The 16,878-nt window shown below is 62.9% G+C and carries 20 protein-coding genes; 7 read left to right on the forward strand and 13 right to left on the reverse strand.

Translation table 11 applies throughout. The features are described from left to right. Positions 1–4: 4 nt before the first annotated feature. The 5 genes from ycjG to rpoE all read right to left on the reverse strand — a co-directional run bounded on the left by ycjG (position 5) and on the right by rpoE (position 3,989). Complete coding sequence (gene ycjG / locus LVD11_RS10455; RefSeq protein ID WP_237058752.1) at positions 5–949, reverse strand: L-Ala-D/L-Glu epimerase; 945 nt, start codon at positions 947–949, stop codon at positions 5–7. A gap of 63 nt (positions 950–1,012) precedes the next feature. Further along, complete coding sequence (locus tag LVD11_RS10460) at positions 1,013–1,468, reverse strand: SoxR reducing system RseC family protein (RefSeq protein WP_237058754.1); 456 nt, start codon at positions 1,466–1,468, stop codon at positions 1,013–1,015. A gap of 2 nt (positions 1,469–1,470) precedes the next feature. Continuing rightward, complete coding sequence (locus LVD11_RS10465) at positions 1,471–2,502, reverse strand: MucB/RseB C-terminal domain-containing protein (RefSeq protein WP_237058756.1); 1,032 nt, start codon at positions 2,500–2,502, stop codon at positions 1,471–1,473. Beyond that, a complete protein-coding gene (locus tag LVD11_RS10470) occupies positions 2,499–3,203 on the reverse strand; it encodes a sigma-E factor negative regulatory protein (protein WP_237058758.1) in 705 nt (234 codons plus the stop codon). The genes LVD11_RS10465 and LVD11_RS10470 overlap by 4 nt, the downstream gene beginning before the upstream one ends. Before the next feature lie 171 nt (positions 3,204–3,374). After that, positions 3,375–3,989 carry an RNA polymerase sigma factor RpoE gene (rpoE, locus tag LVD11_RS10475; RefSeq protein ID WP_237058759.1) on the reverse strand — a complete coding sequence of 205 codons (615 nt, stop codon included), beginning with the start codon at positions 3,987–3,989 and terminating at the stop codon, positions 3,375–3,377. A gap of 168 nt (positions 3,990–4,157) precedes the next feature. Here rpoE and nadB point away from each other — a divergent pair, with 168 nt between their 5' ends. Further along, positions 4,158–5,774, forward strand: coding sequence for an L-aspartate oxidase (gene nadB, locus LVD11_RS10480; RefSeq protein ID WP_439651285.1), 1,617 nt, complete (start codon positions 4,158–4,160; stop codon positions 5,772–5,774). Positions 5,775–5,782: 8 nt separating this feature from the next. On the opposite strand, the gene LVD11_RS10485 is transcribed toward nadB, so the two are convergent. Both LVD11_RS10485 and LVD11_RS10490 read right to left on the reverse strand, forming a co-directional pair. Continuing rightward, entirely contained in the window at positions 5,783–6,235 is a 453-nt protein-coding gene (locus tag LVD11_RS10485; protein WP_369413313.1) for a protein YgfX, read from the reverse strand. After that, on the reverse strand, positions 6,210–6,455 hold the full coding sequence (locus LVD11_RS10490; protein ID WP_237058762.1) for an FAD assembly factor SdhE: 246 nt from the start codon (positions 6,453–6,455) through the stop codon (positions 6,210–6,212). The genes LVD11_RS10485 and LVD11_RS10490 overlap by 26 nt, the downstream gene beginning before the upstream one ends. Before the next feature lie 154 nt (positions 6,456–6,609). On the opposite strand from LVD11_RS10490, the gene ygfZ reads away from it, so the two are divergent. Further along, positions 6,610–7,638 carry a CAF17-like 4Fe-4S cluster assembly/insertion protein YgfZ gene (gene ygfZ / locus LVD11_RS10495; RefSeq protein ID WP_237058763.1) on the forward strand — a complete coding sequence of 343 codons (1,029 nt, stop codon included), beginning with the start codon at positions 6,610–6,612 and terminating at the stop codon, positions 7,636–7,638. 14 nt (positions 7,639–7,652) lie between these two features. Here ygfZ and ung read toward each other — a convergent pair whose 3' ends face one another. The 5 genes from ung to LVD11_RS10520 form a co-directional block, all read right to left on the reverse strand. Continuing rightward, positions 7,653–8,375, reverse strand: a complete 723-nt coding sequence (gene ung, locus LVD11_RS10500) for a uracil-DNA glycosylase (RefSeq protein WP_237058764.1) — start codon at positions 8,373–8,375, stop codon at positions 7,653–7,655. A gap of 96 nt (positions 8,376–8,471) precedes the next feature. Beyond that, positions 8,472–9,062 (reverse strand): uracil-DNA glycosylase family protein, encoded by a 591-nt coding sequence (locus LVD11_RS10505; protein WP_237058765.1) that lies wholly within the window; start codon positions 9,060–9,062, stop codon positions 8,472–8,474. After that, entirely contained in the window at positions 9,059–10,105 is a 1,047-nt protein-coding gene (locus LVD11_RS10510) for an esterase-like activity of phytase family protein (protein WP_237058767.1), read from the reverse strand. Before LVD11_RS10510 ends, LVD11_RS10505 begins: the two co-directional genes overlap by 4 nt. Positions 10,106–10,144: 39 nt before the next feature. Next, positions 10,145–10,627 carry a YajQ family cyclic di-GMP-binding protein gene (locus tag LVD11_RS10515; RefSeq protein WP_237058769.1) on the reverse strand — a complete coding sequence of 161 codons (483 nt, stop codon included), beginning with the start codon at positions 10,625–10,627 and terminating at the stop codon, positions 10,145–10,147. 14 nt (positions 10,628–10,641) lie between these two features. Next, a complete protein-coding gene (locus LVD11_RS10520) occupies positions 10,642–11,178 on the reverse strand; it encodes a YaeQ family protein (protein WP_237058770.1) in 537 nt (178 codons plus the stop codon). Between the two features lie 93 nt (positions 11,179–11,271). On the opposite strand from LVD11_RS10520, the gene LVD11_RS10525 reads away from it, so the two are divergent. The 5 genes from LVD11_RS10525 (at position 11,272) to LVD11_RS10545 (ending at position 15,247) form a co-directional block, all read left to right on the forward strand. Beyond that, on the forward strand, positions 11,272–11,919 hold the full coding sequence (locus LVD11_RS10525) for a LemA family protein (protein WP_237058771.1): 648 nt from the start codon (positions 11,272–11,274) through the stop codon (positions 11,917–11,919). A gap of 19 nt (positions 11,920–11,938) precedes the next feature. Beyond that, positions 11,939–12,691 carry a TPM domain-containing protein gene (locus LVD11_RS10530; protein ID WP_237058772.1) on the forward strand — a complete coding sequence of 251 codons (753 nt, stop codon included), beginning with the start codon at positions 11,939–11,941 and terminating at the stop codon, positions 12,689–12,691. Continuing rightward, positions 12,691–13,302, forward strand: coding sequence for a TPM domain-containing protein (locus LVD11_RS10535; protein WP_237058773.1), 612 nt, complete (start codon positions 12,691–12,693; stop codon positions 13,300–13,302). The genes LVD11_RS10530 and LVD11_RS10535 overlap by 1 nt, the downstream gene beginning before the upstream one ends. Positions 13,303–13,342: 40 nt before the next feature. Then, entirely contained in the window at positions 13,343–14,188 is an 846-nt protein-coding gene (locus tag LVD11_RS10540; RefSeq protein ID WP_237058779.1) for a PDZ domain-containing protein, read from the forward strand. 198 nt (positions 14,189–14,386) lie between these two features. Then, positions 14,387–15,247, forward strand: a complete 861-nt coding sequence (locus tag LVD11_RS10545) for a PDZ domain-containing protein (protein ID WP_237058781.1) — start codon at positions 14,387–14,389, stop codon at positions 15,245–15,247. 83 nt (positions 15,248–15,330) lie between these two features. Here LVD11_RS10545 and lysS read toward each other — a convergent pair whose 3' ends face one another. Continuing rightward, positions 15,331–16,818 (reverse strand): lysine--tRNA ligase, encoded by a 1,488-nt coding sequence (gene lysS / locus LVD11_RS10550; RefSeq protein ID WP_237058783.1) that lies wholly within the window; start codon positions 16,816–16,818, stop codon positions 15,331–15,333. Positions 16,819–16,878: the final 60 nt, after the last annotated feature.

Consider the following 16,878-nt stretch of genomic DNA (forward strand, 5'->3'; position numbering starts at 1 on the left):
CGAGCTACCAGAAGACCCGCCCGGCTTCGAAGCGCAGTGGCGGCTGCACGTCCTGCGCCAGCCAGGTGGGCCCATCCAGGTCCCGCAAACGCACCTGCTCTCCCAGTGCCCAGGCAGCGCGGATCGCCCTGGAGGTGCACAACATGCAGCCGAGCATCAGTTCGAACCCCTGCTCCCGGGCCTCGTTCGCCAGCGCCAGGGCCTCGGTAATGCCGCCGGTCTTGTCCAGCTTGATATTGACCATGTCGTAGAGCCCCCGCAGCCGTGGCAGGTCCTCCCGCGTATGGCAGCTCTCATCGGCGCATATCGGCAGCGGGTGCGGGAAGGAGGCGAGGAAACCGTCATCATCGGCCGGAAGCGGCTGCTCCAGCATGGTCACTCCCAGGCCGGCGAGCATTTTGCAGCGTCCAGCCAGGGTCTCGCGCTGCCATGACTCATTGGCATCAATCACCAGCCGGGTATCCGGTGCCGCCGCCCGCACTGCCCTCACCCGGGCCCCAACACCGCTGTCATCCAGTTTCAGCTTGAGGGTTTCCACCCCCCGGGCCGCATTCTCTGCCGCGGCAGCGGCCATGGCCTCGGGGGAATCGATGACCAGCGTCTGCACCGTCGCCAGCGACTCCGGCCCCGGCCGGCCGGACCGGTCGCGGCGTCGCTCGAGATCCATCAGGGCGCAATCCAGCGCGTTGCGGGCGGCGCCGGCGGGCATCCGGGACTGCAGGGCAATACGGTCCAGCCCGTTTTCCACCGCCGGCAGTACTGACCGCAACTGCTCGAGCACCGACTCGACGCTCTCCCCGTAACGGGGATAGGGCGTGCACTCACCAACCCCGGCGAGCCCATCAGCCGATACCTCTACCACCACCACCTCCGCTTCGGTACGCGTACCGCGGGAGATCACAAAAGATGTGCGCAGGGGCCAGCGCTCTGCATAGCAACGGGCACGCATAGGGACTTCCCCGAAACCTCGGACAGCTAAGAGTTTAGTTCGGGGACAGGGCGGGGGGGGGGATCAGGGCCGGGCCGGAGCGGAGGGCTCGATGCGTAACAAGACCGGCGCGTAGAAAGGATTGGCGGCGTTACGGCGGCTGTACCAGCGCACCACAACGGCACCGGCCATAAGGCCCGCCACGGCACCGGCGATGGCACCAATTTCTCCCGCCAGCGACTCGCCCACCATCGCCGCCAGTACAAGACTGACCAGTGGCACCAGGTAGACAATCAGGGCACCGACGCTCAGTGCCCGCTCGGGAATACCGATAATGGCGGTGTCATTGAGCGAGATACGCTCATCATCCCAGCTGTTGAGCGCCACCCGGATACGGGTGGACCTGGACAGGTAGTCGCCCAGCGCGCCGGTACCGCAGCCGGACCTGGCGGCACACCCACCGCAGGCACTGCGCTGGATGGTCTCCACCCAGATGGCGCCGGACTCGATGGCCACCACGCGCCCGTGTTCCTCGTGCATTGTCAGGAGCCCGGTTCCATGGCGACCGAGCCGGCCAGCCGCTGGGCCGTGGCGTCGGGAATTTCACCGACTACGGTCACCGTGTAATTGGTTCCTTCAACCTGGACACGATCCATATACGCCACCGTGGCGCCGCGAATAGCCCGCCCTTTGTACTCAAGCTCCGGGCCGAGGCGCTGCACGAACACGGTGAAGACACTCAGGCCATCACTGAAAACCAGCATGTCGCCATCTGCCAGGGTACGGACCGCCACCCGCTGGTAGCCATCAGGCAACCACCCCAGCTGCCAGCGGGTCTGTGCAGACTCACAGGCGTGACGGTTATCGATCCGCCGCGCGTCCGCCGACCCCGGTTGCAGGTCTGCATCGCTGATCGGGGACAGGTCCAGCTGCACGAACTGGTAACGCTCCAGTACCTTGCCCTGGGCTCCCACCAGTATCGACTTGAGCGGCAGGCCAGTCTCCCGGTCAAGGTTGAGGAAAACCCCCAGGCGATGCTGGTCCCGCGGTCGCGCTTCGATCACAACCGTATCGCGATCGGCAATGCGCTCACCGCCACGGAGGATAAAGTGATAACTGCCGGAACCCTGCCCATCGATGGAGCTCCACTGGTTGGTACGCCCCAACGGGCTCACCACCCGGTTGCAGGCAGACCCGGTCCCATGACTGATCAGTTCGCGAGGCTCTCCGCTGAGATAGCGAACGCGCTCCACCTGCTCACCGTCACGGACGGCGTGGAATACCTGCAGGGTTTCCAGCATCCCCTGGTGCTCAAAAGTCACCAGCCCGCTGTACTCGAGGTTACCGACGGCGGCGGACAGCTTACCCAGCCAGTACTCCACACTGTCGGTTTGCGCGCGCGGCTCCTGGCCGGCGCCCGGCACCGCCAACTGCGGCTCCGCTGCGGCGGGGGGGTCTGTCACCGGGCCCGTGGGCGCAGGCTCCTGCTGAGCCAAAACCCCCGGTGCCATCAACAGCAAAGCCAACAGCATGCTGTTGGCTTTGTCTTGCGGGAATGATCGCGATCCGGTCACTGTCCGTCCTGCTCCCCATAGGTCGCCCGGGCAAACGGTACCATACCCTGGGTGCTCACATGCCCTGCCTGCTGTGAATGCTGGATCATCACCCGATTCAGGTGACGGATCAGTTCGGCCGGCGGCGCCTGCTGGATCACCGTCTGTACCGGCACACCCGGCTGTCGCTCAGGCACCAGCCGCGGAGCCCCGGTGCTGACAGACCGTGTGGTGGGCGCGGGCACATAGAAGCCGCTGGGCTGTGGTGCAGACTGCTGGACCGGCTGCGGCGCCTCGGCGGCCAATTGCGGGGCGCCGACTTCGCTTCCAGCCGTTCCAGGCTGTGGCTGGGACAACTGCTGCACCCCGAGAATGGCCGCGAAAGCGAAGGTCGCGGCAACAGCGCCGCGGGACAGGGTTCGCATCCAGGGGGAACGGCCGCCATCGTTTGCGGCGGAGCCACTGTCGCCCGAGTGCACATCCAGAGGCGCCTCGGCCTCGATAGCAGCCGCAATCCCGGCCGCCAGACCGGGCATTGCCGGCGCCACCTGCTCACGGCGCATGACACTGGCCGCCAGCTGGTACCGCGACCAGCGCTCGGCCAGGTCACCCTCGGCGCTACCGTGCTTCAACAGGCGCTGCAGTTCCAGCTCCGTAGCCTCGCCATCCATCAGCGCAGACAGCGATTCATTCAGCCGATCCTGATGACTCCCGTGTGACATACGGGCAACCCCTCTCTAAAACAATTGATGAACCGGCGCAGAGCCCTGCGCCACAGCAAAATTGCTCGATCCAGCAGATACCACTTGCCGGTTACTCTCTCAGACATGCCGGGCGGGAAATTGTTTCACCGCTGCAGCAAAATTTCTCTGTTGTCCCGCGCCTGTCCGCCCCTAGCCACGGTCTCCCATGGGCTCCGGCTCACCGGCCATCACCGCCTTGACTGTCCGGTCTATCGCCTCCCGGGCGCGGAAGATCCGCGAGCGCACGGTCCCTACCGGACAAGCCATGACCTCGGCGATTTCCTCGTAACTGAGGCCCTCCATCTCGCGCAGCGTCACCGCCGAGCGCAGGTCTTCCGGCAGCGCCTGGATAGCCTGGTGCACGGCCTGCTCCAGCTGGTCGCGGAAAAGCTGGTTCTCGGGCGTCTCGTTATCGCGCAGCAGGTCGGCACCGGAGTAGAACTCGGCATCTTCCAGGTCCACATCCGAGGACGGCGGCCGGCGGCCGCGCGACACCAGGTGATTCTTGGCCGTATTGATCGCGATACGGTACATCCAGGTGTAGAAGGCGCTCTCGCCACGGAAGTTTGCCAGGGCGCGGTAAGCCTTGATAAACGCCTCCTGCACCACGTCCTGAACTTCGCTGTGATCCTTGATGAACCGGCTCACCACGGCAACGATCTTGTGCTGGTATTTCAACACCAGCAGGTCGAAGGCGCGCTTATCGCCCTTCTGCACCCGCTCCACCAGCTGGCGGTCACTTGGTGACGCCTGTTGCGCTGTCATCCCCTACTCCCAAATACAGCCACACCGCGTGCGGCTCCCCAGGAAGGTCTGGAGTTGCCAACGCAGGCATTTATTCTGTGATGTTCAAGACACTGGCGGTAGGACATAAGTTCCGGGCCAAATCGACGAATTGAAAGTTGGCGCTATACTACGCGACCCCACAGGACAATGAAAATTATGAGTGCACAGGCAAAATACGACGTTCTGGTCATCGGTAGTGGCGCTGCCGGCCTGACCCTCGCGCTGCACCTGGCGGGCCGCTACCGGGTAGCCCTGCTGTCCAAGCAGCGCCTGCGGGATGGCTCCACCTGGTTCGCGCAGGGCGGCATCGCCGCGGTGCTCGACAGTGCCGACTCGGTGGAGTCGCACATCGCTGATACCTTAGATGCGGGAGCCGGCCTCTGCCACCCGGACGCGGTACGCACCACCGTGGAAAACGGTGCCGCTGCGATCCAGTGGCTGATCGACCAGGGGGTCGACTTCACCCGCGAGGACCAGGATTACCACCTCACCAAAGAGGGTGGTCACAGCCACCGGCGCATCATCCACAGCGCCGACGCCACCGGCCGGGCCGTGCACAGCACCCTGATCGAGCGGGTGCGCGCCGCCAGCAACATCGACTGCTTCGAGCAACACGTGGCTGTGGACCTGATCCGCCAGCCCGACGCTGCCAAGGGACGTTTCCGCTGTGCCGGAGCCTACGTACTCGATCGCGAGACCGGTGAGGTGGAACTGTTCCAGGCCCGTGCCGTGGTGCTGGCCACCGGCGGCGCCAGCAAGGCCTATCTCTATACCAGCAACCCGGACGGTGCCAGTGGTGACGGCATCGCCATGGCCTGGCGCGCCGGTTGTCGCGTCGCCAATATGGAATTCAACCAGTTCCACCCCACCTGCCTGTACCACCCCAGGGCCAAGGCCGAACTGGTGACCGAGGCCCTTCGCGGCGAGGGCGCCCAACTGAAACTACCCGATGGCCAGCGTTTCATGCACCGCTTCGACCAGCGGGGTGAACTGGCACCGCGGGACATCGTCGCCCGCGCCATCGACCACGAGATGAAGCGCCTGGGTGCCGACTGCCTCTACCTGGATATCTCCCATAAGGACGCGGAGTTCGTGCGCAGCCATTTCCCCACGGTCTACAGCAACTGCCTGAAGTACGGCATTGATATCACCAGGGAGCCGATCCCCGTGGTGCCCGCTGCCCACTATACCTGTGGCGGCGTCATCGTGGACGAGCACGGCCGCACCGACCTGGACCAGCTGTACGCTATCGGCGAGACCACTTTCACCGGCCTGCACGGCGCCAACCGGCTGGCGAGTAATTCGCTGCTGGAGTGCCTGGTGTATGGCCGCGCGGCGGCGCTGCACATAGACGCTAACCTGGACAGTGTCACACCACCCCGGGAGGCCGCGCCCTGGGATGCCTCGCGGGTAACAGACTCGGACGAGGACGTGGTGATCTCGCACAACTGGGACGAATTGCGCCGTTTCATGTGGGACTACGTGGGCATTGTGCGCACCCGCAAGCGCCTGCTGCGGGCGGAGCACCGGGTCAGGCTGTTACAGCAGGAAATCCGCGAGTTTTACGCCAACTACCGCGTAACCAGCGACCTGATCGAACTGCGCAACCTGGCGGTGGTGGCCGAACTCATTATCCGCTCCGCGCTGGACCGGCGCGAGAGCCGTGGCCTGCATTATTCTGTGGACTACCCCAAGTTACGGGAACTGGCCATGGACACCATCCTTGTCCCGGAGAACTTCGCCGACCAGCGGCAGTTCGTATAGGGGAGGATTCAGGAAGAATACTGCAGCGCAGATCGCAGCCGCCGCCAGTCATCCGCGGCCATGCTGTCGCGGGCCAGTACCAGTCGCAGGTGACGGCCGCGGGCATCGCGACCGTTCACCACCACTAGCCAGGGCCACAGTACCTGCTCACCGCACAGCAAGATTTCGCGCGCCTCATCGCCCATGGGGCGCCAGAACCACCGGCGCTCACGGGTACTGATGACACCGCGCAGTGACACCAGGCGGTGCCATTCCCGGGCCGCATAGGCAGCGGCCAGCAGTGCCAGGGGCGTCACGAAATACCACGGTAGTGGGCTCAACAATAGTATCAGCGAACCCTGCAGCAGCGCCGCCGCCAGGACCAGGGTGAGAAGGCGTGAAGGCGCCACAGCACAGGACAGCCGCGCGTGGCGCTCGGGAACGGGAGAGTGCGGGCTACTCCTGGAGTCCGGTATTGTCACGGATAATCTGCACGATGCGCAGGAGTTCCGGATCCTGGGGATCCTCCCGGCGCAGGAACCAGGCAAACAGGTCCTGATCCTCGCTCTCCAGCAGTTTCACGTAGCGCTGCTTGTCAGCCTCATCGAGGGTGTCGTAAACATTTTCCAGAAACGGCAGCAGTACCAGGTCCAGCTCCAGCATGCCGCGGCGGCTGGCCCAAAACAGGCGGTTGCGATCCATACTTCATTCCAACCAGAGAATTTGCGGCAGTATACCTGCAGCAGGCGGCGGAACAGTAGTCCCGCCGACCGGCGTCGCCCTGCCGGCAGTTGAAATCGTGCCAGCCAGCCCCACATAGTTGGGCACCACCAACCGAGCAGCACAGGGACTCACCATGGACCAGGCACAGTGGCAGGAATACCTCAGCGCACGCGGCGCCGTGTGGGAGGGCGACCAGGCGCACTTCCCCGACACCCCGGCGGACCTGCACCTGATGGACCTGAGTCCCCTGGGCTCGGTCACCGTCACCGGCCCGGACAGCCAGAAATTCCTGCAGGGCCAGCTCACCTGCGACCTGGTCAACCTGCCCGACAGCCACAGCACCCTGGGCGCCCACTGCAACCCCAAGGGGCGCATGATCAGCGCCTTCCGCGCCATCAAGCACTCACAGGAAGACTTCACCCTGCTGCTGCCCCGCGGCCTCGCCACGGCAGCACGGGACGCAATGGCCAAATACGCGGTCTTTTTCAAGACGGAACTGGCCGACGTCGCTGAATCCCGGCGCTGGCTGGGCCTGCAGGGCAAGGGCGTACTCAAGCAGGCTGCCCAGCTACTGCAGATTCCGCAGCTCTCCCCCGGTGAAGCCGCGCGCTTTGAACTGGAGGACACCACCATCCTCGCCTGTGCCCTGAATGAACGCCAGCTGGCCCTGGAGGTGCCAAATGAACCTGCCGGGACGCTCTGGGACAAGCTGACCACGGCAGCCGAGGCAGCGGGCTATTGTCACTGGGTGGCTGAACAGGTAGAGGCAGGAATTCCACAACTGCACGCCGCCACCAGTGAAATGTTTATCCCGCAGATGCTGAACCTGCACCTGCTGGGCGGCGTGAGCTTCAAGAAAGGCTGTTACACCGGCCAGGAAGTGGTGGCCCGCATGCAGTACCTGGGCGCCGCCAAGCGCCGCATGTACCGGGCACGCTGCGAGTCCGGCGAGCTGCCCGCCCCGGGCAGTGATATCGTCACGGACGACGGTAAGTCCATTGGCAATATTGTCGAGGCCTGCCGCAGTAACGAGGGGATCGAGCTGCTGGCGGTACTCACGATCGGCAAGGTTGCAGAGGAAGCTCCCCTCCTTCTTGCCGATGGTCGCCCGCTGCAACTGCAGGAACTGCCCTATGACGCCGATGCGGATCCGCTGGCCTGAGCAGTTCCACACCGTCAGATTTCCACCGCAACTCGCTCTAACTCCGCAGCTGGAGGCAGCTGCCAGTCAATCGGCTGCTGGCCGTGCTGCTCGAGCCAGGCGTTGGCCTGCGAGAAAGGCCGGGTGCCGAAAAAACCACGATGAGCGGAAAGCGGGGAAGGGTGCGGTGCGCGCAGCACCAGGTGCTTATTGCGATCAATAAATGCGCCCTTTTTCTGCGCGTAACTGCCCCACAGGATAAACACCAGCCCCTCGCGCTGCTCTGCCAGGGCGTGGATCGCCGCGTCGGTAAACTGCTCCCAGCCACGGCCCTGGTGGGCACCGGCCTTGCTGTCCTCCACCGTCAGGGTGGCATTCAGCAACAATACGCCCTGCTCTGCCCATGGCTGCAGGCAGCCATGGTGTGCCCGCGGTATACCCAGGTCGGACTCCAGTTCCTTGTAGATATTCTGTAGCGACGGGGGGATGCGCACGCCCGGCATTACCGAGAAACACAGGCCGTGGGCCTGGCCCGCACCGTGATATGGATCCTGCCCCAGGATCACAACCTTGACCTGGTCGAACGGGGTCGAGTTGAAAGCATTGAAAATCTGGCCACCGGGCGGGTAGATCGGCTTACCGGCATTTTTCTCCGCGCGCAGGAATTCCCGTAGCTGGCCCATATACGGCTTGCGGAACTCGCCCTCGAGCACCCGGTGCCAGCTGGGTTCAATCTTGATTTTTTCCGGGGATGTCATGCTGTTTCCTGAAATCTGTTCAGTCTTTCTGATTTGCAGCGTCAACCGGCCACTTGTGAGCGGGCGGGAGGCTCTGGTCGCGGCGAGTGGCCGCTCCTACGGTAATACCTTTTTTACCTGGCGGCGTAATTCCGGCACCACCTCTGCCTCAAACCAGGGGCGCTGGCGCAGCCAGAGGGTATTGCGCGGGCTCGGGTGCGGCAGCGGGAAGTAGCCGGCCGGGAGCGCATCGGCATAATGACGCACATTCTCGGTAATGCTGCCATACCAGTGGGGCAGGTAGTAGCGCTGGGCGTACTGCCCCACCAGCAGAGTCAACCGCAGGTCCGGTAGCCGTTCGAGCAGTTGCGCATGCCAGGTGGCCGCGCACTCGCGCCTGGGCGGCAGGTCACCACCCTTGCCGCGCCCCGGATAGCAGAACCCCATGGGAATAATGGCGATGCGGGATTCGTCGTAAAAGGTATCGCGATCGATTGCCAGCCATTCGCGCAGCCGGTCCCCGGAGGGGTCATTCCAGGGAATTCCGGTCTCATGAACCCTGGTACCCGGGGCCTGGCCGATGATCAGCAGTCGCGCGGTTTCCGACGCGCGCAGGACAGGATTCGGGCCGAGGGGCAAGTCCTCCTCGCACAGCCGGCAGGCGCGCACTTCACTCAAAAGGTCCTGCAGCGGGATACGCCGGCTCATTTCGCTGCTGCTTCCGCCGTGTCCCCCAGTGAGGGGTGGGCAAAGTGCAACAGCAGGCCGCGACGGTCATCCGGGGCAACAGCGCGACCGACATTATTGTTGTCAAGCACCACGAAAATCCCGTCGTCGTTCACAGCCAGCCCCTCGGCCTTGCCGTAATAGGTTTCCTGGTACTTGTAACCGGGGCCCTCCTCAACCGCACGGTAATCGATACACCACTGTGCGCGAAGCCCCGGCAGTGATCGACGGCAAACGGCAAAAGCGTTGCGCTCCAGGGTATAGAGTGCCCCCTCATAAATGGCGAGGCCGGTAAGGTCCTCGGAGCGGCCACGAAAGTCCAGGCCGGCAACGGGAGGAAGCCGGAAATACTCCACCCCTTCGGCGGACAAGCGCACCAGCCCACGACTGTCGCGCTCAAGGGCGACCCAGGTCACGCTGCCATCGCGCACCAGGCCCTCGCTGGCCCCGTTGAACTGCAGCATCAAGCCTCGCTCACGGGCCCCCTCAGCCCACAGGTACGGCAGCCAGTGCACCTCGCCGGTACGGGATAACTGTGCCACCCGGTGATGACGTTCACTGACCAGGTAGATATCCCCGCCGCTGCAGCTGATGCCCTCGAAATCCGCGGCGACTCCCGGCTGGACCAGGTTCAGCAGCGCTGTCTTCCAGCCCTCCCAGTCCCCGTCCGGGATCTCCAGGCCGGCAATGGGTCGGTGGATCTCCAGGGCTGCCACCGCTACCACTCCCGAGTCCCAGCCAGAGCCCGATGCCGATAAGCCGCGGGCAGTCTCACCTTTCTCCCTATCCCCGCGACCGCCGCGCTGGTTGCCCGCATTGTCGGTATGGATTCTGTAGATACTGCCAGAATCCTTGTCCGACACGGCCAGCAGTTCCCCGTCGCAGAAACTGAGGCCGGAGATATCCAGGCCAGCACTGCCATCCAGCCACCAGCTGCCCTGCAACTCTGCCGGCATCACGGGCTGCGCCATGGCAGCCTGCCCAAGCAAACCTGACAGCAGCAGGCCAGAAAATAATTTCAGCATCTTGCCCCTTCATACCGGTGCGATACAGGCACCGTGTTATCAATCGCGGAAATTATTGAACTGCAAGGGCTGTTCCAGCTCTTTCTCCCGCAGGGTGGCAATACAATGCTGCAAATCATCGCGCTTCTTGCCGGTGACCCGCACCTGGTCGCCCTGGATGGAGGCCTGCACCTTGAGTTTCTCATCCTTGATCAGCTTGACGATTTTCTTGGCCAGCTCTTTGTCCAGGCCATTTTTCAGTGTGATCTTGACCTTCACCGCCTTACCGGACTGTTCCGGCTCCCCCACGTCCATGGCGAGAGGGTCGATATCACACTTGATCAGGGCACTGCGGAGCATATCCACCATCTGCGTGACCTGGATATCCGCCTCGGCACGCACCGTCAGCTCGTAGCCGTTCATTTCCACTTCGGCATCCACACCCTTGAAGTCAAAGCGGTTACCCACGGTGCGGTTTACCTGGTCGACGGCATTGGTCAGCTGGTGCTTGTCCACTTCGGAAACGATATCGAAAGAAGGCATATTTACTCCAAAAATTATTGCAGTTGTTCCGGGATCACCTCCAGGCTCGTCTCCCCGGTGGAAACCCAGAGGTGGCCGTCCTGTATGGTGACGTTCAGTTCCATATTGCGCCGCGCCTGCGACGCCAGTGATTCGGTCTGGTCCGGCCCCAGTTGATAGACCTTCAGGTTCTGGAAGCGCGCCAGCACCGATGCCTGCTTCTGCCACCAGACAGCGGCGGTACGCCGCCCATAACTGTACACCAATACCTCGCCGGCCCGGTTGCAGGCCTTGCGCAGCCGCTCTTCTGCAGGCAGCCCCACCTCGATCCAGCGCTCGATCTCACCGCTGAGGCCGAGCTGCCACAGGTCGGCCTCCTCATCACTGGAGAGGCCGCGGGTGAACTCCAGGGTTTCGCCGGCATTGTGCGCAAATGCCAGCAACCGCACCATCATGCGCTCGTCGGTTTCCGACGGATGGCGGGCAATGGTCAGCGGATAGTCCGCGTAATGATGCCGGTCCAGGTCCGCAACCTGGAGGCGGACTTTGAAAATCGTTGCTTTGAGCGCCATTCCTATCCCCTACCCCTGTCCGGTACAGTGACTGTGTCACGAAAAGCTATTATTGTCGGGCTCTGGGCATAAACATGAACATGGATGATCGGCATGAACCCTGCAATTCCCGGCCCCCGTTGCCAGGCCAGCGCCAGCAGTTGGCGCTGGTGGCGCCTCTGGCGGGCGATGTTTGTTGCGCTCCTCGCGGTAATGACAAGCGGTTGCGGCATCAACAATATCCCCACCTACGATGAACAGGTCAAAGCGGCCTGGGCCCAGGTGCAGAACCAGTACCAGCGACGCGCCGACCTGATCCCGAACCTGGTCAAGACCGTGAAGGCCTATGCTGACCAGGAGCGGGAGACGCTGGAGGCCGTCACGGAGGCCCGTGCCCGGGTCAACTCCATGCAGGTGGATGAAAACCTGATCAATGACCCCGCCAAACTCCAGCAGTTCGAGGCGGCACAGGCACAACTGAGCGGTGCCCTGTCGCGCCTGATGGTGGTGGTGGAACGCTACCCTGACCTGAAGTCCAACCAGAATTTCCTCACGCTGCAGTCGCAGCTGGAGGGCACGGAAAACCGCATCAGCGTCGCCCGGCGGGATTATATCTCCGCGGTGGAGCGCTACAACCGGGAAATCCGCACATTCCCCGGCCGCATCTGGCACAGCATTCTCTATAGCGACCTGCCTGTCCGCGAAACCTTTGAGGCCACCTCGGAAGATGCCGAGAAAGCGCCGGAAGTCGATTTCCAGTGACCGAGGCCGAAGGCTCCTGATGCGCCCGCATTCCCTGCACCTGCTGCTCGTAGTACTGCTGGCCTGCCTCACCGCCGCTGGCGCGTCGGCCCAGCCGGAGTTCCCGCTGCTGTCCGGGCGGGTGGTGGACCGGGCCAACCTGCTGCGCCAGGAGACCGAGTACCGCCTTACGGAGCTGATGCAACAGCATGAGAAGGAGACCAGTAACCAGCTGGCGGTGGTTACCGTCCCGGACCTGCAGGGGCTGACCATCGAGGAGTACGGTTACCAGCTGGGCCGCGAGTGGAAACTGGGGCAAAAGGACAAGGACAATGGAGCTCTGCTGATTGTAGCGCCACAGGAGCGCCAGGTGCGCATCGAGGTGGGCTACGGCCTGGAAGGCGCACTCACCGATGCCCTGTCGTCCAACATCATCCACACCAAGATACTGCCGCAATTTCGCTCCGGTGACTTTGACGGCGGTGTGATCGCCGGTGTCGAGTCAATGATCGCCGCAATCCGCAACGAGTATGTCGCCGAACCCACGGAAACCGGCGGTGATCGACGGCTGGCGCTGCTGGTTGGCTTTTTCCTTCTACTGGTAATGCTACAGCTGTTTGGTGGAGCCGTGTTCGGAGCACCCCTGAACAGCGGCCGCTACCGCCGCGGGCGCTATGGAGGCTACTACGGCGGCGGGGGCTTTGGCGGCGGCTTCGGCGGTGGTGGCCTTGGCGGAGGTTTTGGTGGTGGCGGTGGCAGCTTTGGCGGCGGGGGCGCCTCGGGGGGATGGTAATGCTCAACAGCGAATACCGGCGCAAGGTGGCAGATACGATCAAGGAAGTGGAGTCACGAACCGATGCCGAAGTCGTCACGGTGCTGACTCGTGAAGCCGACAATTACGTCTATATCTCCACCCTCTGGGCGGCGTTCCTGGCCCTGCTGTTGGCACCGCTGATGCAGTTCCTGCCCTGGTGGCTGGAATACCAGGAAGCATTCACCCTGCAGTGGATACTGTTTATCGCGCTGGGCGTGTTGTTTCGCTGGCGCCCACTGACCATGCGACTGATCCCGCGCAAGGTGAAATTCTGGCGTGCCGCCAACCTGGCCCGGCGCCAGTTCCTGCAGCAGGAACTGCACAGCACTCACGGGCGCCTGGGCCTGCTGATCTTTGTCGCCGAGGCCGAACATTACGTGGAGATTCTCGCCGACCGGGGCCTGGCGGAACAGATTACCGATGAGAGCTGGCGCGAGATCGTCGAGGAGTTCATCCACGAGATCAAGAAAGGCAAAACCGGCGAAGCGTTTGTACACTGTATTGAGCGGTGCGGCGAACTCCTGCGGGAAGTGGCGCCGGCCACAACGATGAAAAATGAGCTTCCCAATCACCTGGTGATCCTGGACTGAGTACCGACGCTAGCTCCCGGGCCACCTCCCGGTAACGACCATGATATTTTCAAGCCGCAGACTGAATCTCGCCCTTGTCGCCCTCCTCCTGGCCATTCCCTGCGCTTACCTGGCAATTGCCGCCGGCATTCCCGGTGACGAGGCCACCAGCCGGACCGGCCGCCTGGCGCAGATGTTCGCAGGCGACGGCGACCTGGAGTCCCGCGTGGCCAGGCTGGAGGAATCCCTCGCCCGCTCCAACGAAATCCAGTCGCAAATGCTGGACCTGGTAGAGGAGCTGCGCCAGCAGCTGGAGGGTGAAGTCGACGACGAGCCCCACACCCGCCGGGCAGCGATTAGCGAGGGGGATGGGCAGCGGCACGGCAGGCGTCGTGCACACAGCCAGGACTTTCATGATATGCAGCTGCAACAACTGGTCGAAGCAGGCATCAATCCCGCACGGGCGGCCCATATTCTCGAGCGGCAGGAACGCTTCCAGTACGAACACATGAAGATTTCCTACGCGTACCGGCATGCACGGGACAAATCGTCCCCGGAAGCCACCGCCCTCAGGGAGAAACTCGAATCCTACAGCCACCCGCGCAAGATGCTGGAACACGAGCTTTCACCACAGGAGTTCGAGCGCTACCTTGAGGCCACCAGTGGCAGCCAGAACATGGAGGTCAATGACGTACTGAGAGGTACACCCGCCGCCAATGCCGGCCTGCGCCCCGGCGACAGGATCATCAGCTATAACGGCGAGCGAATTTTCCACATGGGGGACCTGCGCTCGCAGGTTTACAAGGTGGCCCCCGGTGAAAACGTGGCGGTGGAAATCCAGCGCCGGGACAGTGACAGCCGAGAGACCATTTACCTGCCCAGTGGGCCGTTGGGCATTCGGGGCTAATTTTCCTGCGACACCATGTTCCGGGTAATGATTCCAATGGCCACGAAAAGCGCGCCGGCCAGCGGTGGGCGGCAATATTGGCGTCCAGGGCCTTGCCCGGGGTGAACCGGCGCAACGCCGCACAATCCAACGTGCGGGGCATTCCCACCAGCTGCACGGTGCATGCTACTCCCAAGTCACCAAGCTCCTGGAACATCTATGCCTCTCAACAGACGCCTCCATGCATTGCTTGTCGGTTCCACGGTAGCGCTGGCAACGTTTGCCGGCTACCTGGCGATCACCGTTGCTTCAACCCGGGAGGATCCCCCCCGCCCCTCCCTTTTCCATCCCGATACCCCTGACCACACTGAATTGCGCGGCCGTGTGGCAAGGCTGGAAGTAGCTATCAGCGAGGCACGGCAGTTCCAGTATCGCCTGGTTGAACTGATCCAGTCGATTCACGACACAGGGGAGGAGACCGGGAGCACAGGGATTGCCAACAGAAGGGCCCCGGAAATGCCTTCGCCGCAAGACGGCCAATGGAAGCCTCGCTCCCAACTGCTGGAGGAGGCCGGCTTTGCGCCGGATCGTGTAGCCGAAATCATTGCACTGGAAAAACGCTTCAACTACGAGCGCAGGAAAATCTTGCACGAGCTGCATCACCAGGGTGACGAGTCATCCCCTGGTGCCCACGCACTACAAGCCAGGCTGGATAGCTACACGCCGGCCTACAGAATGCTGGAAGGTGTGCTTGCCCCGGATGAAATGGAACGCTACCTGGAGGCGACAGGGAATAAGCGGCAGTTCGAGATCATCGCCGTCACCGAGGGCTCCAGTGCGGCCGGCGCGGGCCTGCAGCGCGGTGACAAAATCCTCTCTTACAACGGCAAGCCGATAACGGACGCGCGCGAGCTATCCGCAGGGATTCGCAGCGTAGCACCGGGAAAAACCATCAATATGGAAGTACTGCGCCGCGGGCATAAAACCAGTATTCCCGTCCCCAGCGGTCCGCTGGGTGTGGAAATCATACTGTCCGGGGCCCCTGCCCCGAACAGGCCTGTCGCCGCCACGTCTGAATAACTTTCTTCGGCAGACGACAACCTGCCAGTTGCGGGTTCATGGTCACAGTCTCGCCCACTGCAGGCGGACAGCGACCGGAGTCCTTACTCCGCGCTGGTTTCGGGGCGCATGTGCGGGAACAGCAGCACGTCGCGGATCGACGGGGAGTCGGTCAGCAGCATCACCAGGCGGTCGATGCCGATACCCTCACCGGCGGTCGGCGGCAGGCCGTATTCCAGTGCACGAATATAGTCAGCATCGTAGTGCATGGCCTCGTCGTCGCCGGCGTCCTTCTCTGCCACCTGCGCCTTGAAGCGCTCGGCCTGATCCTCGGCATCGTTGAGCTCCGAGAAACCATTGGCGATCTCGCGGCCGCCGACAAAGAACTCGAAGCGCTCGGTAACTAACGGGTTCTCGTCATTGCGACGCGCCAGCGGCGACACTTCGGTCGGGTACTCGGTGATGAACGTCGGCTGGTCCAGGCGATGCTCGACGGTCTTCTCGAAGATCTCGATCTGTACCTTGCCCAGGCCCCAGCTGTCTTTCAGCGGGATACCCAGGTGGTCCGCCACCTTGCGTGCCCCCTCCAGGTTGTCGATATCCGACGGGTTGAGGCCCGGGTTATAGCGCAGGATGGAATCGAACACCGACAGGCGCGCGAACGGTTTCGAGAAATCGTAGCTGTTGCCCTGGTACTCGACCGTGGTGGACCCCAGTACATCCTCACAGATGCCACGAAGCATCCCCTCGGTCAGGTCCATCAGGTCGTTATAGTCGGCGTACGCCTGGTAGAATTCCAGCATGGTGAACTCGGGATTGTGCCGCGTGGACAGCCCCTCGTTACGGAAATTGCGGTTGATCTCGTAGACCCGCTCGAAGCCGCCAACAACCAGGCGTTTCAGGTACAACTCCGGCGCCACCCGCAGGTACATATCGATATCCAGCGCGTTATGGTGGGTGATAAACGGCCGCGCGGTGGCACCACCCGGGATCACCTGCAGCATCGGGGTCTCCACTTCCATGAAGTGGTTACCGTTGAGGAAGCGGCGGATATAGTCGATCACCTGTGAACGGATGCGGAAAACCTCGCGGGATTCCGGCGTCGCAATCAGGTCAACGTAGCGCTGGCGATAACGCATCTCCTGGTCGGCAATGCCGTGGAATTTCTCCGGCAGCGGCCGCAGGGCCTTGGTGAGCAGCTGGTATTCCTCACAGGTGACGTAGAGATCGCCCTTGCCGGATTTTTGCAGGGTGCCGCGCACGCCGACGATATCGCCGATATCCCAGGCACCGTAACGCTCCTTGATATCCTTCTGAGCAGTCTTGTCGGCGTACAGCTGGATACGGCCGGAAACGTCCTGGATCACCATAAACGGGCCGCGCTTGGCCAGGATACGGCCCGCCACACACGCGGTCTTGCCCAGTTCCGCCAACTCCTCCTTGGATTTATCGCCAAACTCGGCCTGCAGGTCCACGGCCAGGTTTTCCCGGCGGAAGGCATTGGGGAAGGGATTGCCCTTCTCACGCAGCGCAGACAGCTTGGCGCGGCGTTCGGCAATCAATTTGTTCTCGTCTTGCTGGGTATCTGTCATGGCGATTCGTCAATCGTGGCTTTTAAAGGGTTTGTCTCTTGTCCTGTAGGAGCGGATCCA

Origin of the sequence: Microbulbifer sediminum (assembly GCF_021729035.1) — a bacterium.
Lineage (GTDB): Bacteria > Pseudomonadota > Gammaproteobacteria > Pseudomonadales > Cellvibrionaceae > Microbulbifer > Microbulbifer sediminum.